The organism is Paramesorhizobium salinisoli, from assembly GCF_003335045.1.
Taxonomy (GTDB): domain Bacteria; phylum Pseudomonadota; class Alphaproteobacteria; order Rhizobiales; family Rhizobiaceae; genus Paramesorhizobium; species Paramesorhizobium salinisoli.
Window position 1 is genome coordinate 56,586 of record NZ_QOZG01000010.1, and the last position, 20,520, is coordinate 77,105.

The window sequence follows — 20,520 nt, forward strand, 5'->3', positions numbered from 1 at the left end:
GGCGTGACTGGCGGAAGCTGGCACAGACGAACAGGGTCCTCGATACGACCTCATATGCGGTCAAGGCCATAGAAGCCTTCAAGGCTCTCGGCGAAACGCACATTCCGGCAATGATTGTAGCCACCCCCGAAACCGATCGCTATCTGATGAGCCTCGTCGAAAATCTGGCGCGCAGACAGCATTCCAGCCAGGATCTGCTGGCCGCCGTACAGGTACTTTCGGATCGAGGATACACACACGTCCAGATTGCTCAGAAGATCGGGCTGGAGCCGGGCTATATACAGGCAATCCTTCAATTGCTGCGCGCGGAAGAGGAACGGCTGATAACCGCAGTTGAAAAAGGATGGCTCCCGCTTTCCCTCGCCGTGGAGTTCGCCAGATCCAACGATGCCGATGTCCAGATCGCCATGATGGAGGCTTATGAAAAGGGCCCCCTCAAAGGAGATCAACTTCTGAAAGCCCGTCGGCTGGTCGAAAAACGCAAGGCATTCGGTCAAAAGTACCAGAAAACGATCCCCCGCACCGACAAGCCCATGACAGCGGCAAGGCTGGCCCAGACGTTTCAGGAAGAAGTCCGTCGTCAGCGCCTCGCGATTCAGAAGGCGGATGTTGCGGAGCAACGATTGCTATTCGTCGTCTCCGCCATGCGCAAACTTCATTCGGAGGAGCATTTCAGGACTCTTTTACCGCTCGGAAGGGATCGTCGACATGCCCAAGCCGCTTGCTGACCTTCTTTTTGGGAACCTTACCGCATGAACCGATCCAGCTTCGAACAACATACTATCACCGTCCCGCTGAACGACATTCTTCCGACTCGCCCCCTTCCCGCTGGCCTCAAGCACTCGCCAAAGTTCAAGACGATCCTCGCATCGATACAGGAAGTCGGCATCATAGAGTCTCTTGCGGTATTCCCCGAAAAGGGCCGGAAACGCGATGAAAAAAATATCCTTCTCGACGGTCATCTGCGGTTCGAATGCCTGAAGATTCTCGGTGCCACACATGCCGTCTGCCTCCTGTCGAATGACGATGAAGGGTTCACGTTCAACCGCCAGGTTAATCGGCTGAGCGCCGTGCAGGAGCACCGCATGATTATGCAGGCGATTGCGAAGAAGGTTCCCCCTGAACGTATAGCCAAAGCGCTCAACGTCAATGTTGAGCACATCCGTGAACGCCAACGCATGCTGGATGGCATCGCGCCCGAAGTAGTGGAACTGCTGAAAGACAGATTGGCGGCGCGCAGCGTGTTTTCAATCCTTCGCAAGATGAAGCCCATGAGACAGATCGAAGCCGCAGAAATGATGATCGCGGCAAATCGCTTCACGATGACGTACGCCGCCATGATCCTCTCGGCAACACGTCCGGAGTTTCTACTTGAGCCAAAGAAGCCGATAGAAGCATCGGTGGAAGATATTGCCCGCATGGAGCGGGAAATGGAAAAGCTCTATCAGGATTATCGGACAGTCCAGGACACGCTCGGGATACAATGCTCGTCCTCGTGGTAGCAAAGGCTACGTTTCCCGTTTGATGCGAAATGAGGCCATTGTGGACCATCTCCTGCGTTATCATGCCGATATGGCAGGTAAACTGGAAAAAGTCATGGAAGCCATCCAAGCCGATGCCATGTCGTTTGAAAGGGAATGACATCAGCGCCAGGTTCAGGCTGCCATTCAAAATCCGAGCGATACATAGATTGCTATGGCGCGGCGCCGGCATTACACAATCCGCAGCGAAATACCGACATAGTTACATTCCAGCTTCACGGAACGTGATCGCGGCAAAGCGACATAATCCCTTGAAATGTAGACTGTCCTTTTTATACGCATGGTATCCTAAACACCGCACGGGCACGCGCCGGATCTTTTCTTTTAATGGCGAACAATCCTTCCATGGTCTCTGCCCCTTCCGGGCATGGGATTTCTAGAGACGATGGCGCTTAAACAGGACAAGATCAGCATCGAAGTCTTCGGATCTTCAGCCTCACCGGAAACGGCGCAGAACGATGGTGATCGCGCCGACGAAGCGATCCTGATCCTTGCCCGGCTAATCGGCAGGCAGATCGCCCGCGAAGAGTTCAAGCGGAAGACCGCGCTGGAGCGCAAGGCGCGAAATCGGCAGGCGCTCGGGAATGCGTGACATCGCCCTTGCAAGAAGACGAATTACACGTATAATTCAGGTATTCTATTTGAAAGGATGCCTGCCATGCCAACCGTCGGTTCCCTCGAATTCCAGCGCAAGTTCGGCGAGTTCCAGCATCAGGCGCAGCGTGAGCCGGTGGAGATTACCCGTCATGGGCGGCGCGAGTTCGTGCTGATGTCCGCCGACCATTACGATTGGCTCCGTGCCGCAGCACAGCGGACGCATCGCACGACGGACGCCGCTGATGTAGTGATCGACGCAGTGGAGCGCGCCGAGATGGGCCCGGAACATGCGCATCTCGACGAGTTGCTGAAGTAAGGCCGACGGCGTGGCGATCCCTGAACCGAAGCCCGGCCTCGTCATTCGCTACGATTATCTCTGGACACATGAGGCCGCAGCCGGCCAGGATCAGGGCAAGAACCGTCCGACCTGCCTCGTCGCCGCGACAGATAGTATGGTACGTCCCCGCCATGTGGTGCTCTTGCCGATCACGCACACCGCGCCCGCCGGCGATACGGTCGGCATCGAGATCCCGGCGAAGGTGAAGCAGGCCATCGGTCTTGATGACGCGCCGAGCTGGGTGATCGTCTCAGAGCATAATGTCGACGAATGGCCCAATGGCGGCCTGTCGCCGGTTCCCGGCAAGCGGGGAGAATTTAACTATGGCTTCATTCCGCCGGGGCTGTTCGCCAAGATCAGGGCCAGTTTTCTGGAACTGGCCCGCGCAAAGAAGAGCGGCGCGGTGCGCCGCTGACCACGGAGCTGTGAAAGGACTGAACGATGACCCGCGTTGCATGTATGCCCGCTATTCCTCCGACAATCAGCGCGACGCCTCGATCGACGACCAGTTTCGCATCTGCAGGGAGCAGGCGAAGCGCGAGGGATGGAAGATCGTCGGAGCTTATAAGGATGCGGGCATCTCTGGCTCGAGCATGATCCTACGGCCAGGCTGGCCAGTTCGACATGGTGCTGGCCGAGGCTCTGGATCGTTTCTCGCGTGACCAGGCTGACGTTGCAACGCTCTACAAACATCTGAAGTTCGCCGGCGTGCCGATCGTCACCTTGAGACGAACCGCCTGAACCGGGAACGTCGCTCAAACGGCGATGCCTGGAAGGCGGAGCTGCTGAAGATCGAGAAGCAGATCAGGGGCATCATCGAGGCGATCAAGGCCGGCATGTTCCATGAGAGCATGAAGGCCGACATGGATGCGCTGGAGGCGCGCAAGAGCGAGCTGACCGCCCTCCTCTCCGACATCCCGAGGATGTGCCGGACCTGCTGCCGAGCGTTTCAGCGATCTATGCAAAGAAGGTCGCAAAACTGACGGAAACGCTGAACAGCCCGAAGAGCGTCTGCAAGCGGCGGAGGCCATGCGGATGCTAATCGAGAAGATCGTGCTGACGCCAGGACCGAACAGGGGCGAGATCGATGCGCTTTTGTACGGCGAAATGGGTACGATCCTGAGCTGGGTAGAGCAGCAAGCCGTTGGGAATGCTGGAAAAAACAAAACTCCCGGCGCTTTCGCATCGGGAGTGTCTGAATCGGTGGTTGCGGGGGCTGGCTTCGACTGGCGGCATAAAACCGGCTGGCCGATTGGTTTCTTCCGCCTTGGCGAAGTCGAGGATACCGAACAACTCGCCGCGTAGCTCGGCATGGACTTCGCCCCGCTTCTGGCCGGGAGTAAGAACGATTTCACCGATGAGCGAGCGCAGCGATTCCGCTGCCTGCCGTCCGCCTTCGGGATCGTTCAGCGCCTCGGTGAAGCGCTCGACGCGAAGCCGGTAGGCATTGGCGATGTTGGGGTGAATGTCGGGAACGTCCGCCGGAGCTTTCGCCATGCGGGCGGTGATTTCCGCCTTCTGCCGCTCAAGCTCGTCCATGCGTGCCTTCATGCTCGGCTGATACATGCCATCTTCAATGGCGGCGATGATGCCAGCTATCGCCTTTTCGATCTTGGCGAGGGCCTTCTGATCGGCGGCGGCTTGTGCGCGGCGGTCATGGTTCAGGCGGTTCATCTCCGCTGCATAGGCGCGGATGGCTTCTGCTACCACTTCCGACGATACCAGCTTTTCCTTGAGGCCGGACAGCACACGCGCCTCGATGTTCTGGCGGGTAATGGTGCGGTTGTTGTCGCAAGTGCCGCGCCGATGATGATTGAGGCAGCCATAGCGGTTCGGCGTGATGATGCCGACCTTGCCGCTACAGCATCCACAGGTGAGAAGCCCGGAAAGAAGGGAAACAGGCCGGTTCGCCAGATGAATGCGCTTCATGCGGCCTTCGCGGGTGTTGGCCGGATTCGGCCCGAAGATGGCCGATATCTGTTTCTGGCGGGCGCGCACGGCATTCCATAGTTCATCGTCCACGATGCGTAGGTGCGGAACCTCGGTCCTAATCCACGCGCTTTCGGGATTGATGCGCGAGACGCGCTTGCCGGTGGACGGGTCCTTGACGAAGCGCAGCCGGTTCCAGACCAAAACACCAGCATATAGCTCGTTGTTGATGATGCCGGTGCCGCGCGAAACATGGCCGCGAATGCTTGTGTCACCCCATGCGCGCCCAAGCGGACCGGGAACCCCTTCCCGGTTGAGGTCAACCGCAATGGCCTTCGGGCTTTTGCCCGATGCAAATTCGCGGAATATGCGGCGAATGGTTTCCGCCTCCTCCGGGATAATCTCCCGGTCGCCCCGGATCGGCTCGCCGTTGGCGTCAACTTTCTTGAGAACACAATAGCCATAACAAAGTCCGCCGCCTGCCTTGCCCTTCTCCACCCTGCCCCGCAAGCCGCGATGCGTCTTCATCGCAAGGTCTTTCAGGAACAGCGCGTTCATCGTGCCTTTCAAGCCGACATGAAGCTCGCTGATTTCGCCCTCTGCCAAGGTGACGATGCTGACGCCTGCAAACTTCAGATGCTTGTAGAGGGTCGCAACGTCCGCCTGATCGCGGCTGATACGGTCCAGCGCTTCCGCCAGCAGAATATTGAACTCACCGCGCTGTGCGTCCCGCACAAGCCGCTGGATACCGGAACGCAGGATCGTGCTCGATCCCGATATGGCAGCGTCCTCATAGGAACCGACGATCTCCCACCGCTCCTGTCGCGCATGGTCCCGGCAAAGCCGGAATTGATCCTCGATTGACGCCTCGCTCTGGTTGTCGGACGAATAGCGAGCATAAAGGGCAACGCGGGTCATGCTATGGCTCCTCCTTCATCGGGCAATGTTCTGCGGCTGGGCCGGGTCTGTCACGGCTGGCGCTGCTTGCCAGCGCACGCCCCGCCTTTCTTGCTTCAGAAGCCCACGCCGGAACGAAGCCGACCCGGTCAAGGCTGATGCGCAGCATCACCGCGAAGCGGCTTGGCCTTGAGGGGGCGGCTTCGTTCCGGCCCAATGCCTGCAAGCCCAAAAAGGCTTTCATCGCACCACGCAGGTTCAAACTGTGCGGCCTTCCCTGAATCCTAAATGGAAGGAGCGTTCCGAGGCAAGCCGTTTCCCGTCCTCCCCGCACAGACAGTGGCAAGGCTAATCATCGTCCGCTGCCTTTGCTTTCCGATTATCATTGGCGGCAATCCGGGCTGCGAAATCTTCCCGCGCCATCTGCTTGCCGATCAATCGGGCAATGGACAGTACAACCGCGTCAAGCCGTTCGGAAGCATCGGCCCCGACATTCTGTCCATCGGGCGTGCGATTGTCATTCGCCGATCTCTCCCTGCCCTCATGGTTTCCCTCATCGGCCATCGCTGCGCTCCCCCTCTGACCGCCACGCAGCGGGGTCGGCAACCCATCGATTGATGTCCGATTCCCGCCATCCCGCGCCGTTTACGCTAATCTTGATCTGGGCAGGAAATGTGCCTTCAGCGATCTTCCGGTAGATGGTGGAGCGAGACAGCCCGGTGCGCGCGAGGACGGTTTTGAGGCGAATGATACGGTCTGGCTCGGGCATGGCGGGAGCGCCCCCTGCTGGTCGTTTCTGACTGCCCCTAACACAGGAAAAATAGAGATTTATCGTTTTGCAAGAGATATTTAGCTGGCGTCGTACTGCTGCGTACAAACGGCGGAAAATAGGACCATTCTGCAATCCGGTATCACCGCCGCTACCGGGGCCGGCCATGGGAAAGCCAAGTCTCGATTATGTGGCAGTATGATTCAATGGGGGGAGTGTGCCGGAGCCACCCGGGACGAAGCAGCCAAAAACCGCGCGCTCAGACTGATTTTTTAAACCGGATGCCCACGCCGCTATGTTCGTCTTCTGGAATAAATTCTATTCCAGAATCTTCGAACGTGCGCCTGATGCGTTCAAGAGTGGATAACCGAAGCTCTTCGCCCTTCTCAAGACGAACTATAGTCTGCTGCGAAACATCAGCTTCTTCAGACAGTTCGCGTATCCCCCACCCCAACGCTACTCGTGCTAACCGACACTGAATTCCGTTCATATCATAGCACTGCACTGATTTCTGTTGCGAACCGGCAATCAAAATTATATCGTCTCGTCTATATGCGGTCGTTCTAAGTGTTGAGACCACTCAGAACGACCTAACCACAACCCAAGCTGATTAGGAGCTCGGATCGATGGCTGATTCCGACAATAGCAGAAGTTTGTCTTCCGTCACACGCAGGATGTTGCTGACGGGCACGATGGCAACCACGGCAACGTTGTCGTTTGAAACTGGCGCGGGCGCTGCCGTGGCGCTGACCGACAATACCACTTCCGATCCCGCGATGGCGCTCTGGCGCGCGTGGCAAGCCGCCTGTCTCAACACCGTTGCCCTTTGCCAGAAACAGCAGCGCTTAGAGACCCAACTCATCAATAGCGTTGGTTTTCCACATGCGAAGGTCTACCTGCCGGACGAAGATGCCACCTACTCCATGTGGTGGCAGGGTGACATCGGAGATTATTTCGGCGGCGATCCCGGTATCCGTACCAAGGCGGAGGCTGATCTCGCTGCCCATCAGGCCCGCTGGGATGCCGAGGATGAACGCCTCGGCTATTCCGCCGCCAAGCGGGCGGAACACGCCGCCGCCGACCGTCAGCAGGAACTGGTGGACGCCCTGACAACCACGCCCGCCACGACGCTTGCAGGCGTAGCGGGCAAGCTCGATGCTGTCCTGTACGAAGGCGCACCTTCCGAAGAGTCCACGGAGTTCCCTTGGCCGTTGATACGCTCGGCGCTTCATGACATTCTACGCATAATGCGGCATGGGGGAGCGTCATGTACGTGACGCTTGCTGAACGCCTCGCTCATCTTCCAGAGAACAAGCGCCAGGAACTGGAGCGGATCACACGAATCTTTTTCGATGAATTCGAGGATGCGCAAAAGAGCAAGCTGTCGGAGAAGGCGAAGCGTGGGCGTATTCTTAAACTGGTTCTCTTCGGCCCTCATCGTTCCGAATATAACCTGCTCATCGTCGTCACGACCAAAACCTTTGCCGATCCACGTTTCTGGTATCGGGCAGAGGATCGCTTCCTGCGGGAACTGACGATCACCAAACATCTGGCAACCCCGGTCAATTTCATCGTTCATTCCATCATGGACGTGAACAACCAACTCGCGCTCGGTCGGCCCTTCTTCGTGGACATCGCCCGCGACGGCATCTTGCTCTACGAGACGCCGGGTTTTCCCTTCGCCCAACCCAAACCACTAGCCCCGGAGACCGCCAAGGCCGAAATGAACAGGCATTTCGGCCACTGGTTTCCAAGCGCCGCACATCGCTTCGAACTGGCGAAGGAGGCCATGGGACGTGGCTATCACAGGGAAGCGGCCTTTGACCTGCATCAGACCGTCGAACGCATCTACCATTGCATCCTGCATGTTCTGACGCTCTATAGCCCGAAATCCCACCGGCTGGCTTTCCTGCGCACCCATGCGGAGCGGGTCGCGCCGCTGCTGGTGGATGTCTGGCCCAGCGGCGGCAGTTTTGCCGCGCGGTGCTTTACCCAGCTCGACCGGGCCTATGTCGAAGCCCGCTATTCGCACCGCTACGAAATCACCGCCGAAGAACTGGCTTGGCTGGTCGAGCGCGTGAAGGTGTTGCAAAAAACCGTCGCCACGATCTGCGCTGCACACCTCAATGGGTTCGACTGCAATGGTTTCGACTGCGTGGGCAAAGCCCAAGCCCCCGCCCTTTGCCAAGCCCATGGCTGAGGACGTTGGTCAGTCCACCCACTTCGGAGCCGGAAGCGACATACACTTCGGTCGCTTCGCGCCGATCTCGACCGTTCGGTTCCACATTGGATACTTCAAAAGCCGCCAGTTTGCTCACAGCGTCGCATTTCAGTCACAAACTGGGCAATTAGGCGGGCTTCCGAGTTGCGGCATCGTCGCCGACGCCATACGCCCCCCGGGCGTCAAGACGACGTTTCGAGGCGGCGGCTGATTTCCTTCGGATACGCGTGCTTACTCGTGCAAGCCCCAGTTCCGTTTCTCGTCGTTCCTGCGATTGAACGCCTCCGACGGCAGTCCGGAGCCTGAACTCCGACGGACGCCGTCGCTCCCCGTCCAGGTAAAGGAATATTCGAACCCGGTCGACTGGCCACTATTGCTGGAGAAGGCCCGTAGGTCTTTCGAAACATCGATGCCGGCAAGCGTCAGTCTGGCCGGTCCGGGCCCGGCATTCTTGTAGAATATCCGGTTCATGAATTGATGATCGAGGAAGTCGCTCTCGCGCACGAGGCCGATGTCGTCGACGCAGTCCTTCCTGCGCTTGCGTTCGCGGATCTCTTCCCGGAGCGGCTCGGCGTCACGCAGATACGCTTCGGCCACGGGCGCCTCCTGCACACCCTTCCCGCGCTGCATAGGAAGACGACCGTCTTCGTACGCCTGCAGGATTGCGGCCGCAGCATCCGGGCCGACCACGGTGACAAGATCGAAGAGGCTGTCGCTGCGGGGGTGGAGGTCGCGCTTCAGCTCCCTCGACAGCAGGTCTCCTTCCATGACAAGCGTGTATGCCTTGCGAGGCGCGACGCCAGGGAGCCAGCGAAGAAAATCCATGAGTGATCGCATGCCTTACTCCATCGCGAGAATCTTCTGGAAGAACGGATCGAATACGGCCTTCACCCGATCGAATTCCTTTTCGCGGAGAACTTGCCGCTTCGCCTCGCCGTACGTGGCGATGGTGACACCTTCGAATTCAAGCCCTGAAGCGTCCTCAATCGCAACGATGGTCTGGGCGTCGCCTGGAACGTGATCGAAAATGAACTTTACCATCTGAGGAAGATGAACCTTGTCCTGCCCCTGCTGGTTCGGGGAGTCGATCACGACGGGGAAGCTGGTGTTCGTCGTGAATTTGATCTTCGTGTGTAGAAAAGCGTAATAGTACGCCAGCAGCGCTCTCGGACCTTCGCTTCCGCGCGCTACGTTGATGGACACGATCGACTGTTTTTCCGGATCGTCCAGATGGACGTCAAGTTCCTGCGAAAACATCGAAAGCCGGGTGCGATAGAACTTCCTGATCTCCGATGTGCGCGTTCTGTCGGTGAACTCGTTCATCGAAGCGCGCAGGGCGTCGATCCTGGTTCTGGAGCCGTCCGCAGCCACGATCTTGTCGTTCAACGATACCCGGAGAATCTTGACGGCCTCGGTCTTGCCGGCCGCGACCAGCACGTCGTTTAGCGAGAGCGACTGTTTCCGGGTATCGAGGATCTTCTGAATGCGGGACAGGCTTACGCTAATCTCGTCGAGCTTGCCGCGCTCTGCCCGTTCCTTCTCAACCAGTCTTTCCAGCTTCGACTGGGCGTTGGTCAGCGCCTTGGACAGAACCCCTTCGTCCTCGATCAACGCGAATCTTTCGGCAAGGGAGTTCTGGTACTCGTGCCCGCAGGTGGGGCACTCGACCTGCCGTGGCAGGGAGGACGCAAGTTCGAACTCGCCTCGCATTTCATCGAGAGCACTTTTGAGGAGGACCGCTTCGGCCCTGACAAGGTGCGATTCCTCGTGGAGGTCGGACACCGTCCGGCGGTGTTCCGCCTGCAGTACGAGAAGTCGTTCGCTTTCCGCGATGAGGTCGTTGCACTCGCTAGCGAATTCCTGCAGGTCGTAGGTCGGCGTCGTTCCTTCGATTTCTTCGATCTGGGTCATCGCCTGGCGGAGCGTCTCGACGGCGGTCTCCAAACTGGAAAGGACGATCTTCTCCTTTGTCAGCTCGGCCTTGGCGGAATAGTAGCCGTCCGGCCGTATACCGGAATGATAGTCAGCCAGCGTTACCGCGCTTTCCGGCAGATAGAAGTCCTTACGGAAGGAAACCCAGGTATTCTCCCAGCTTCCGTCCTGGTCGACGTAGAACGGCGCGAACAGGTACGCGGGCGGCGGTGTCAAGGTTTCTCCATCCTTGTCCACCATCTCCAGTTTGAAGCCGAAGAACTCCGCAAGCTTCGGTCCCCAGTCCTTGACCAGTCGCTGGCCCCAGAACCGTCTGTTGCCCTTGTCGTCGAAGAGCGAATGGACTCCATGCGCCTTGACCGAGAACCAGATCTCGCCTGCGAACTCGAATTCGAGGCAGCTCGAAACGTTGGCGTTCTTCCAGCGATCGTCAATCTTGTTCGGCGTCGCTCCCAGAGCCTCGTACAGGCTCTTCATTATGACCGACTTTCCAAAGCCGTTTGCGCCTTGGATCAACAGCTTTCGCGAGTGCAATGGTACGTGCAACGCTCTCTTTTCGACCTGCGACAACAGGAAGAGATTTTTGAATTTTACCGTTGGCATTGCTGCTCTCGCTCAGTTTTCGAAGGACGCGCCGCAGTCTCGTCGTGTCGTCGTCTGTCATGTCATGGCTTCCATCAGTTCGACGATCAGCGCGGACTGAAGATCGTAGAGCTCCGACGCAGGTTCGACGAGACCGTGAGCCTTCACGGCTACGGCTGCCTCGAGTACGCTGTCCATATTGCTCGACGCGGTTTTTCCGATTGCGTCGCCGATCGCGGCGCTCAACTTCGCAGCTGTCCTGTCGCCCGCCCGACGGGCGTTCACGTAGGACATGCACTTGTTCTTGATGCGCTGGATCTGCAGCGCCCGCATCCCGCCCGCCACGAGTTCGTCGTTCACGCTCGCCCACCACTCGACGAGATTTTTCGACCTGCTCTGAACCCGGACGATGAGACGGCTGATCTCATCTCGATCAAGGGCAACGCGCTTGCGCAGTTCTTCGACCGTCGCTGACTTCGTCTTGTTGCCGGTGCAATCTCCCGCGGCGGCAAGGAGCGCCGTATAGAAGGGGCTGGAAACCGCGACGAAATCGGGATGGAGCTCTTCCAGCATCGTCACGATCCTGCCAAGCACCGTGGCGCGGTAACTTTCCAGGTCGAACGGGACGCGCTCGAACGTCAGAAGCGTCGCGTGGGTCTTGTCGAAGCCGGCTGGGAAATCCGCCTCCAGCGACTTCATCAGCGTGTCCTGATCGGCGGAGCATAGATCGGCGACCGAAAGCTCGCCGTCGTGGAGATCGGATTTGGTGGCCGTCGCCAACGTGGCGCTCAGCGGCCGGTTGGACAATATCGACGCCCGCCGAATTTCCGGCCCGAACTGGGCGACATTGTAGTAGGCCTTGCCGACGATGGATTTTGGCAGTTCCCCCTTGGAGCTTCGTCTCGCGAGCCTCTTCGCAGTCCACGTGAGTTCGCTGCTCGATTTCACCTGATAGAACGAGAGCTCTGAGTTTTCTCCCTCCCCGACGAAGACGACGAGATCGTCGTGATGATCGAAGAGGGCGACGAATTCCTTGCCCTGCTTGTAGAGATCGAGAACGAGCGCCATCGACACGTTAACCTGGTAGTCGAAGGCCATGAACGCAGCGGAGCCCGCTGTCTCGCGTGGCTGTTTCGATGCTACCGTCGTTAGTGTGGGCTTTGGCAAGGAGACTCGTTCCAGAAGGGTTTGAATCTTTTACTACTTGTTGCCGAAAATGGAAGTGGAAGTTGCAAATGAGAGGCATCATTACAAGTCGCTGCCTCGACCTGGTGACGACGATCGCGCCACTTGGTCACTGGTACCTTATCTACGTAATTTACGATCCGTTAACGTGACTCATGCGGTCGCATTTCAGACTCCCGTGAGCCCCACATCATAAGATGCGTCTACAACGGCAGCTTGGCTCAGGGGCGCCACAACCGGCCAGTCTGCTCCCGGCTCCAACGAAGCCGCTCGCGCGGCACCGTCGCCTGAGGCGTTCGGGCGCCGCTACCTGAGGCATCAAGAGCCGCCATGGGATCAAAGCCCAAGCCCCCGCCCTCTGCCAAGCCCATAATTGAGGGTAAGCTGCTTGCCTACACTCATCCCGGCGTCGAAATCCATGCGGATGCCGAGTTCCCGCTTGCGGTTGGCGAGGATGGATTCAAGCTGCGGATCGCGTTCGAGGCTCTTGGCCATCTCGCCCATCGCTGACCGCGTGGCCTTATAGCGGGACATATCGCCCGCTTGGTACTGGCGCTGGCTGGCTTGATCGAGCTTCTGCCAGCGCTCCACGAAACGATCCGCACGGCGCTGCGGATCGGTACGAATTTCGGTTTCGAGCTGGAGCGCGCGAATGGCCCGGCTGGTCCTTCCGGTTCCGGCTTCACGGGCAAGGTCTGCATCCTTGGCATAAGCGGCTTCCGCGTCCTGCCAGCCATACGGGCGGACTTCATCGAATGCCTTGCGGGATTCCACCAGTTCCTTCCATTGTTCCGGGCTTGCCTTGCGGCCCGCGTCATCGGCGGTGAAAATCGCATCGACGGCACGGGCATGACGCTTGAGCGCTTCGGTGCGGGCCTTGCGCAATGCCGCTTCCGGGTCTTCGGCGTTATCGCGGCCATGGTCCTGCGCTGCGGTTTCCCGCCGTGCCTCCGCTCCGGCACTGTCCCGGTCTGGTGCGCCATGTCCATGTTCGAATAGGCTGCGGCTGCCGAACAGGATGCGCGGCCTGTCCGGTTCCGGTTTCGGCGCGATTTCGGCAACGTGTTCGTGTTCACGCGGCGCGATCCCACGACGCTCGGCATAGCTCTGCGCTGGATCGCGTTGCACGTAATCCGAAGCCATGTCCTTGGAGCGGTCGCGTGACATGGTATTCACCAGCTTGTCCCTGCTGGCGAAGTCGTCACGGCCATAATGCAGGTCCACGCCGTTGCGGTGCCGGGAAAGAGCGACATAGCTGCCATGGGTGTCCAAGCCCAGCGTTGCCAGCACATGGGTGCGGTCCACCGTCATACCTTGAGCCTTGTGGATCGTCGCGGCATAGCCATGGTCGATGCGGTTATAGTCCTTGAGATCGAAGGAAACAGAACGGCCATCGTCGGTGCGTATCGTCATGCTCTGCGCGCTGACATCCTCGATGATGCCAAGCGTGCCGTTCTTGACGCCAAGGCCGCGCTCGTTTTGCAGGAACATAACCCGGTCCCCGCTGGCAAAGCTACGTGCCCCCCGCTCGACCGTGACACGCACATCCTCGCCCAGATCGCCCGCGTCTCGCATTCGTTGGCGGGCAGCCTCGTTGAGTTCCCGCACTTCCGCGTTTGTATGCGTGAGGATAATGCGGCTTTTGTCCGGCTCGGCTTGCCGGTCACGGTCCCAGCGGTCGATGAGGTCGCCACGCGCGTGCTCCCGTGTTTCGGCGGAATGCACCATGTCATGACGGTCATAGGCATGGATCGCCGCACCGATCCTGCCGCTGGCCAAATTGCGCGTGGCGTCACGCTGCCAGTCCTCGCGCTGGCGGCGCACCTCGCTGATTTCCACGCCGCCATGGCGCTCATGGATCGAGCGGAAGGCCGCACCTTCCTCGATAGCCTGCAACTGCTGCGGATCGCCCACCAGCACCACCTTTGCGCCAGTCTCGGCGGCGTGGGACAGCACACGCTCCATCTGGCGCGTGCCGACCATGCCCGCCTCGTCAATGACAAGCACATCGCGGGCGGTGAGCATGTCCCTGCCTTGTTGCCAGCCATGCTCGATGCTGGCGATGGTGCGCGATGCGATACCCGATCCGCTTTCGAGATTCTCGGCGGCGATGCCGGACAGGGCAACGCCGCGAACGTCGTAGCCCGCCGCTTCCCAAGCCTCGCGCGCCACGCCAAGCATCGCGCTCTTTCCCGTCCCGGCATAGCCGACGACGATGCCAAGACCGCGCCCGTCGGTGACATGCGCCAGCGCATCGGCCTGCTCGCCGGACAAAAACAAGCCGCGCTGTTCGGCGCGCGCAATTGCGGCTTCCCTGTCCCTATCGTTCACCTCATGCCGTTCTCGCTCGGCCATCAGCTCGGCCGCGCGATGCAGGCGCTGTTCCGTTTCGATCATGTCGCGCGTGGTGAAGCGGTCCTGCCCAAGCCCGTCCTTGCCGAGTTCCACAAGATCGGGCGCGTTCGCCATCGCGCTCATCACTTCGTTGAACTGGTCAATCCCGTCGCTGTGTCGATGCGCAAACATCGCCATGTCGCGCCGCGTGAAGGTGGATTGCTGGTGTGTGATGGCGTCCAATGCAACGGACGGATCGGCAATGATCCGCGCGCCGTTGTTGCGGGCAATCTCGCGGTGCAGTTCCGCACGGTCTGCCGCCTCTACGCCTTCGCCCTCGATGCGCTGCGCGGGCGCTCCGATCTGGGTTTGTGGCTCCAGCGCGATGCCCTGCGCCTCAAGGCTGCGGTGGTCGATGCGTGCGTCAATGTCGAGTTCGGCCAGCCGCTCATTGGCAAGCTCGGCCCAACGCTCCCGCCAGCGTTCAACCATTTCGGTGCGGTTCCAGTCGCGCACCTTCTGGCCGAAACCGTTCTCGTCAACTGACCGCATGGTCAGCATGACATGGGCGTGGGGCTTGGGCAGGCCGTCCTCGGTCATGTCCCAATGCACATTCAGGTCTGCAACCATGCCTTGCTCGACAAATTCCGACTGAACGAAATCGTGGGAAAGCTCGACGCCCTGCGCCTGTGTCATCTCGCGCGGCAGGGCGAATTCGACCTCGCGGGCGAGCTGCGCGTCCTTGCGCACCTCGAAGGCTTCGACATCGTTCCAAAGCCGTTCGCGGTCTGACCAATGCTCCGGCGCATTGTCTGGCAGCAGCACCTCGGAATGAACGACGCCGCGCTTGGCCGAGAAGTCATGGCTGCGGTCGAGCCGCTCGTCGCGCAGCCGTGACGCCGAACGGTAGGCGGCGGACGCCACCGCGCTGGAGCCGGCCTTGCGGCCAATGACTTTGACGTGAAGATGATAGATCGCCATCGCGATCCAGAAATTGGCACGGAAAAGCGCACGTCGGAACGACGTATAAGCGCGCCCTCCCTCGAAAAAATCTCGGGAAGGATTATCCGGTGCCAGACCGTCCCAGCAACATAGAAGCATTGCGCAAGGCGCTCAACTATCATCCCGGCGTTAACAGCAAACGAGGTGATGGAGAAGCCACATGCGCAAGCCACGGGACTTTGACGCAGAGTTGAAAGCGCTGGAAGACAAGGCCAAGGAACTGAAACAGCGCAAGGTGCAGCAGCTTGGCGAACTGGTGATCGCCACTGGGGCGGACGCCCTCAGCGCCGACGAACTGGCCGGGGCGCTGATCGTGCTGGCCGAAACGAAGGATGCGGACAGGAGGGCGGCATGGGCGAAACGCGGGGCCGCGTTCTTTCGCGGCAAATCGTGGCGATCTGCTCCGGCATCTGAAGGCGACGCTGGCGATGCTCCGGCGCAACCGGGCGGCGCACAATCGGCACCAGGCGGCACGGGCGCGGCATGACATGCGCACCTGGCAAGTTGAGCGCCGTAAGCGCACGCGACATCTGATCGAACTGGGCGGGCTCGTCGTCAAAGCAGGCGTAGTTGAACTGACCAGCGATGACCGCGCCACCATCCTCGGCGCGCTCCTCTGGATGGCCGAAAAGCTCAAAAGCGAGCAAGGAGACCGCGCGCGGGAACTATGGGCCGAAAAGGGGAAACAGGCGTTTGCCACGAACCGGAAAGAGCAAACGACGCCCACCGTCGCACGAGCGCCTGGGCGCACGTGATGGCGGGCGGCGCGAAGACCTCAACTATCGTAGCGCCGCCGCCATCATGCGGCTCGCCGCGCGCCATCGTTGACAATGTAATGATGAATGGGCAGCGCCGCTGAAAGACGGATTCATAGACCCGCCAATCTTCCGCTAATGATTACCGCTGACCTCAATGGATTCGTTCTCGCTGGCTGCATTCCATCGCTCGCTAAAAGGCCGCTTTACAAAATCCATTGCCAAGGATTTGCTCAGCACCGTCGATAGAGCGGTCGAGGCAAGCAGGGAACCGCGTGATACAATCTGTGATGCAAAGCCCGACCCGAGTCCGGAATTCGACTGCGACAGCCTCGGGATACAGCCAGAAGAAAGCTTTTCCCCGAGCTCCACTTTATTGCGAACCATGCGAGACATTTAGCACTCTTTTGAGAATGAGCGGCAGTATTCCTCCCGCCTTCAAGGTGCGGATCTCGACATTCGTTTCGATCGCCGCGCTTACCTCGAAGCGGAAGCTGTCGCCATTTTCCCTGCGGATGGTCACCGGAACGGCGCAGCGGGGAGAGATCGTGGCCGGATCGGCGGCTATGGAGACAATATCTCCGGGCTTGAGATTGAGCCGGTCAGGACCGAACTCCGCAGGCAGCCGTAGCGGCAGGATACCCATGCCGATGAGGTTGGAGCGGTGAATGCGCTCGAAACTCGAAGCCAGCACTGCGCGCACTCCGAGCAGCGAGACGCCTTTTGCCGCCCAGTCGCGCGACGAGCCCATGCCGTAGCGCTCGCCGGCGACGATGACGACGGATTGCCCCTCGGCGCGATACCGTTGGGCCGCATCCCATAGCGGCAGCACCTCTCCAGATGGTGCGTGAATGGTGAAGCCCGGCGGAATCGCGCTGCCCAGCCTGTTATGCACCGTCTTGTTGGTGAACAGGCCGCGCACCATCACCTCCCAATTGCCGCGCCGGGATGCGAAGACGTTGAGATCAGCCGGATTCGCCCCCCTTTCGATAAGGTGTCGACCAGCCGCTCCATCTGCTGGAATAGCGCCCGCCGGAGAGATATGGTCGGTGGTGACGTCGTCTCCCAGTACCAGAAGCGGATGTGCATCATAGCTTCCGAGCTGGGTTCCCGAACCGAAGCTGGCGAAAGGTGGCCGGCGGATATAGGTCGAAGCCCCGTCCCAGGGGAACAATGTGTTGGTTGGAGCGTCGAGTTCTCGCCAGACGCGGCTTGCCTCCGCCTCGTCATAGATTGGCTTGAAATCATCTGCGTTGGTTGCCCGAGCGAGCGCTTCGTCGATTTCCGCGCTTGCCGGCCACAGCATCGATAGCGTGACTCTTTTGCCGTCGGCAGCGGTGCCGATCGGATCACGCAGAATGTCGATCATGGTGGTCCCGGCGAGCGCGAAGGCAACGACCATAGGCGGCGAAGCGAGGAAGCCCGCCTCGAGTTGCGGATGGACGCGGCCGGGGAAATTGCGGTTGCCTGAGAGGACCGCCACAGGAACAATTCCCTGCTCGGCCATCGCTGCCGTTATTGGTTCCGTCAGCGGACCGGAATTCCCGATGCAGGTGGTGCAACCATAGCCGACGATAGCGAAACCGACACTTTCCAGATCGTCCAAAAGCCCGGCGCGGCGCAGATAGCGTTCCGCCGTGGGAGAGCCGGGCGCAAGCGATGTCTTCACCCAATGCGGCGGCTTCAGCCCGAACGCCCTCGCCTTGCGGGCAAGGAGGCCCGCAGCGATAACGAGACGGGGATCGGAGGTATTGGTGCAGCTCGTGATTGCGGCAATGGCGACCGCGCCGTCTCCTGGGCCCTCGTCCCGAGTAACTGCATGAGTATCCTTGAACAATCGCTCCATGGCCTTCGCCGTGGCGCTGGCGGGAATACGGTCTTGCGGGCGCGTCGGCCCGGCGAGACTCACCTCCACACTTCCAAGGTCAAGCTCGACGACCTGCGTGTAGCGAGGATTACTCCGCGGATCGAACCAGATGCCGGCCCGCCTAGCGTATGCCCTGACGAACTCCACATGCTCGCGCGAGCGGCCGGTCGCCTGCAGATATTTGACGGTCTCTTCATCGATGGGGAAGTAACCGCTATTGCCGCCGAATTCCGGGGTCATGTTGGCTACCACTGCCCGGTCTCCCGCCGTCAACGCCGACACCCCCGGTCCGAAGAACTCCACATACCGGTCTTGGAGGTCGATCTTGCGGAGCATTTCGGTGACGGTAAGCGCAAGATCGGTGGCGAGCACACCGCTTTTCAACTTTCCCGTCAGTTTCACGCCAACGACATCGGGGATGCGGAGCGTCACCGGCATGCCGAAGAAGACGCTCTCCGCCTCAAGGCCGCCGACACCCCAGGCGAGAACGCCGATGCCGTTGACCATCGGCGTGTGACTGTCCGTGCCGATCAGCGTATCCGGCATCGCCCAGAGGACACCGTCGACCGGCTTGGCTGTTGCGACGGTGGCGAGCCGTTCGAGATTGAGCGTATGCATGATGCCCGTTCCGGGCGGATGCACTGTAAAGCCCTCGAGCGTGTTCGTCGCCCATTTCATGAAGCGGTAGCGCTCGGCATTCCGCTCGAATTCACGTTTCATATTGCGTTCGAGCGAGCCGGCCCTTGCGAAGAAATCGACGCCGACGGAGTGGTCGGTCGAGACATCCACGGGAACGACAGGGTTGAGCAGGGCAGGATCGCCTCCGGCCTCGGCCAAGGCCGAGCGCATGCCGGCAATGTCGACCAGGGCCGGACCGCAGGTGGTGTCATGCATGAGGACACGGTTCGGAAGAACGGAGATTTCGCTCTCGCTCGTTCCCGCTTCCAGCCAGCTGAGAATCGCGTCCTTCGCGCGCCCTGCATCCTCGCCGGCCGTCCGCAGGACATTCTCGAGAAGGATCCGGTGGATATAGGGAAGACGCGTCAGCATCTCCCCTGCTTCTTCCGGCAAATCGACAATCGTATAGTCGATCCCGTTGACGTGTAATTGCGCTAGTCTGGTCATGGGCTCTAATCAGTTTCTGGCAATGTTGTGTTGTCCATCAGGCGTTGGCCCCTCAGTGCCCTCGCGGGCCGGAGCGGGAAACCGCATGAACCACGTCATCAGGAACGACAGGAACAGAAGTCCACTCAGCAAGAGAAGGCCGCCAAAAGCACTGCCCGTCCATGTCTTGATAGCGCCCATCGCATAAGGCCCGGCGAATCCGCCGAGATTGCCGATGGAATTGATCGCGGCGATGGAAACGGCGGCAGTCGAGCGTGTGAGGAAAAGCCCCGGGAGCGACCAGAATGGCGATTTGAATGCATAGATTCCCGACAGCGCTATCGAGATCAGCGCGACTGCGTAGATCGGATTATGTGTCAGTCCGGTCGTCGCAAGTGCCAGCCCCGCAATGAGCAGCGGGATTGCGGTATGCTTCTGCCGCTCGCCGGTCCTGTCGGAATTGCGTGACCAGAGCACCATTGCGAAAGTTGCAACCGCATAGGGAATCATGGTGATGACACCGACCTGGAAATGGCTGAAATCATCTCCGAAGCCCTTCACGATCTGCGGCATCCAAAGGCCGATGCCCAGATTGCCAACCTGATAGACGAAATAGATCAGGGATAGGAAAAGAACCTTCGGGTTGCTGATCGCCTGCCACAGGCCGAGATGCTTGACGTTTTTCCGGTTAGCGTGATCAGCCGCCAGTTCCCTGACCAGCCATTCCCGCTCCTCGGGCTTCAGCCATTTCGCCTTTTCAGGGCGGTCTGTCATATAGAAATAATTGAAGATGCCGGCGATCACGGCAGGCAGTCCTTCCAGTAGGAGCATCCAACGCCAGCCCGAAAGACCGAACCCCGCGACATTGTCCATGATCCAAGTGCTGAGTGGAGCGCCAAGGAGATAGGATGCGGGAATGGCTGCGGTGAAATAGGCCACCGTCGTCGCCTGCTCCTTCGTACGGAACCAGTAGGTCAGATAGATGATGATGCCGGGGAAGAATCCGGCTTCGGCGACGCCGAGCAGGAAGCGGAGAATGTAAAGCTGCGTGGCGCTCTGGACGAAACCCGTGAGCGTAGCGATGATGCCCCAGGTGATCAGGATGCGGGAAATCCAGAGGCGCGAGCCGTATTTCTGAAGCGCCACATTGCTCGGCACCTCAAAGAGAAAATAGCCGATGAAGAAAATGCCGCCGGCAAAACCGAATGCCTCGGCGGTCAATGCCAGTTCGCTGTTCATGGCCAGGGCCGCGTAACCGAGATTGGCCCGGTCGAGATAGGAGATGACATAGAGAATGAAAAGATAGGGGATAAGACGCCAGAACACTTTCCGCGTCGTCACCTTCTCTATGTCGCGTGAATCAGTGGCCATGACGTCCTCCCGTTGAGCCAATGCGATCCGGTAAGTGTAATTACATTATATAATTATAAAATGCAATTGTGCCCACGAGGTGATTTCGCTAGGCTCT

Annotated in this window: 20 protein-coding genes and 1 pseudogene; 10 read left to right on the top strand and 11 right to left on the bottom strand. The window is 59.6% G+C overall.

From position 1 onward, the window contains the following. Window positions 1-110 precede the first annotated feature (110 nt). From DUT91_RS20370 to DUT91_RS26240, 6 genes and pseudogenes are all read left to right on the top strand, one after another. Window positions 111-728: a plasmid partitioning protein RepB C-terminal domain-containing protein gene (locus DUT91_RS20370; protein ID WP_114442330.1), complete on the top strand. Its 618-nt coding sequence runs from the start codon at window positions 111-113 to the stop codon at window positions 726-728. Window positions 729-752: 24 nt separating this feature from the next. After that, window positions 753-1,502, top strand: a complete 750-nt coding sequence (locus DUT91_RS20375; protein WP_200835030.1) for a ParB/RepB/Spo0J family partition protein — start codon at window positions 753-755, stop codon at window positions 1,500-1,502. A 424-nt stretch (window positions 1,503-1,926) separates the two neighbouring features. Beyond that, window positions 1,927-2,133: a hypothetical protein gene (locus DUT91_RS20380; protein ID WP_114442360.1), complete on the top strand. Its 207-nt coding sequence runs from the start codon at window positions 1,927-1,929 to the stop codon at window positions 2,131-2,133. A gap of 66 nt (window positions 2,134-2,199) precedes the next feature. Further along, on the top strand, window positions 2,200-2,454 hold the full coding sequence (locus DUT91_RS20385) for a type II toxin-antitoxin system prevent-host-death family antitoxin (RefSeq protein WP_114442331.1): 255 nt from the start codon (window positions 2,200-2,202) through the stop codon (window positions 2,452-2,454). A gap of 10 nt (window positions 2,455-2,464) precedes the next feature. Further along, entirely contained in the window at window positions 2,465-2,890 is a 426-nt protein-coding gene (locus DUT91_RS20390) for a hypothetical protein (RefSeq protein WP_114442332.1), read from the top strand. A gap of 40 nt (window positions 2,891-2,930) precedes the next feature. Then, window positions 2,931-3,216 (top strand): annotated as a pseudogene (locus tag DUT91_RS26240) (recombinase family protein). A 297-nt stretch (window positions 3,217-3,513) separates the two neighbouring features. Here DUT91_RS26240 and DUT91_RS20400 read toward each other — a convergent pair. The 4 genes from DUT91_RS20400 to DUT91_RS20415 all read right to left on the bottom strand — a co-directional run bounded on the left by DUT91_RS20400 (window position 3,514) and on the right by DUT91_RS20415 (window position 6,560). Then, window positions 3,514-5,322 (bottom strand): recombinase family protein, encoded by a 1,809-nt coding sequence (locus DUT91_RS20400; protein WP_200835032.1) that lies wholly within the window; start codon window positions 5,320-5,322, stop codon window positions 3,514-3,516. A gap of 327 nt (window positions 5,323-5,649) precedes the next feature. Further along, entirely contained in the window at window positions 5,650-5,865 is a 216-nt protein-coding gene (locus tag DUT91_RS20405; RefSeq protein ID WP_114442333.1) for a hypothetical protein, read from the bottom strand. Then, a complete protein-coding gene (locus tag DUT91_RS20410; protein WP_114442334.1) occupies window positions 5,855-6,070 on the bottom strand; it encodes a helix-turn-helix transcriptional regulator in 216 nt (71 codons plus the stop codon). The genes DUT91_RS20405 and DUT91_RS20410 overlap by 11 nt, the downstream gene beginning before the upstream one ends. A gap of 259 nt (window positions 6,071-6,329) precedes the next feature. Beyond that, a complete protein-coding gene (locus DUT91_RS20415) occupies window positions 6,330-6,560 on the bottom strand; it encodes a helix-turn-helix domain-containing protein (protein ID WP_114442335.1) in 231 nt (76 codons plus the stop codon). A gap of 136 nt (window positions 6,561-6,696) precedes the next feature. On the opposite strand from DUT91_RS20415, the gene DUT91_RS20420 reads away from it, so the two are divergent. Continuing rightward, on the top strand, window positions 6,697-7,347 hold the full coding sequence (locus DUT91_RS20420) for a hypothetical protein (protein WP_147272221.1): 651 nt from the start codon (window positions 6,697-6,699) through the stop codon (window positions 7,345-7,347). Next, on the top strand, window positions 7,338-8,270 hold the full coding sequence (locus DUT91_RS20425) for a HEPN domain-containing protein (RefSeq protein ID WP_200835033.1): 933 nt from the start codon (window positions 7,338-7,340) through the stop codon (window positions 8,268-8,270). Before DUT91_RS20420 ends, DUT91_RS20425 begins: the two co-directional genes overlap by 10 nt. A gap of 252 nt (window positions 8,271-8,522) precedes the next feature. Here DUT91_RS20425 and DUT91_RS20435 read toward each other — a convergent pair whose 3' ends face one another. The 5 genes from DUT91_RS20435 to traA form a co-directional block, all read right to left on the bottom strand. Then, window positions 8,523-9,128: a hypothetical protein gene (locus tag DUT91_RS20435; RefSeq protein WP_114442338.1), complete on the bottom strand. Its 606-nt coding sequence runs from the start codon at window positions 9,126-9,128 to the stop codon at window positions 8,523-8,525. 3 nt (window positions 9,129-9,131) lie between these two features. Beyond that, the gene (locus tag DUT91_RS20440) at window positions 9,132-10,700 is read right to left on the bottom strand and encodes a hypothetical protein (RefSeq protein ID WP_147272222.1); all 1,569 of its coding nucleotides are present in this window, start codon (window positions 10,698-10,700) and stop codon (window positions 9,132-9,134) included. Next, window positions 10,654-10,887 (bottom strand): hypothetical protein, encoded by a 234-nt coding sequence (locus tag DUT91_RS25865; protein WP_160113683.1) that lies wholly within the window; start codon window positions 10,885-10,887, stop codon window positions 10,654-10,656. The genes DUT91_RS20440 and DUT91_RS25865 overlap by 47 nt, the downstream gene beginning before the upstream one ends. Then, window positions 10,884-11,972 (bottom strand): dsDNA nuclease domain-containing protein, encoded by a 1,089-nt coding sequence (locus DUT91_RS20445; RefSeq protein WP_147272223.1) that lies wholly within the window; start codon window positions 11,970-11,972, stop codon window positions 10,884-10,886. The genes DUT91_RS25865 and DUT91_RS20445 overlap by 4 nt, the downstream gene beginning before the upstream one ends. Before the next feature lie 354 nt (window positions 11,973-12,326). Then, window positions 12,327-15,305, bottom strand: a complete 2,979-nt coding sequence (traA, locus tag DUT91_RS20450; protein ID WP_114442362.1) for a Ti-type conjugative transfer relaxase TraA — start codon at window positions 15,303-15,305, stop codon at window positions 12,327-12,329. Between the two features lie 181 nt (window positions 15,306-15,486). On the opposite strand from traA, the gene DUT91_RS20455 reads away from it, so the two are divergent. Further along, on the top strand, window positions 15,487-15,813 hold the full coding sequence (locus DUT91_RS20455; protein WP_114442341.1) for a conjugal transfer protein TraD: 327 nt from the start codon (window positions 15,487-15,489) through the stop codon (window positions 15,811-15,813). A gap of 1 nt (window position 15,814) precedes the next feature. Beyond that, window positions 15,815-16,081 (top strand): conjugal transfer protein TraD, encoded by a 267-nt coding sequence (locus tag DUT91_RS20460; protein WP_114442342.1) that lies wholly within the window; start codon window positions 15,815-15,817, stop codon window positions 16,079-16,081. A gap of 373 nt (window positions 16,082-16,454) precedes the next feature. Here DUT91_RS20460 and acnA read toward each other — a convergent pair whose 3' ends face one another. Next, window positions 16,455-19,073 (bottom strand): aconitate hydratase AcnA, encoded by a 2,619-nt coding sequence (gene acnA, locus DUT91_RS20465; protein WP_114442343.1) that lies wholly within the window; start codon window positions 19,071-19,073, stop codon window positions 16,455-16,457. Window positions 19,074-19,082: 9 nt separating this feature from the next. Next, the gene (locus DUT91_RS20470) at window positions 19,083-20,423 is read right to left on the bottom strand and encodes an MFS transporter (RefSeq protein ID WP_114442344.1); all 1,341 of its coding nucleotides are present in this window, start codon (window positions 20,421-20,423) and stop codon (window positions 19,083-19,085) included. Window positions 20,424-20,520: the final 97 nt, after the last annotated feature.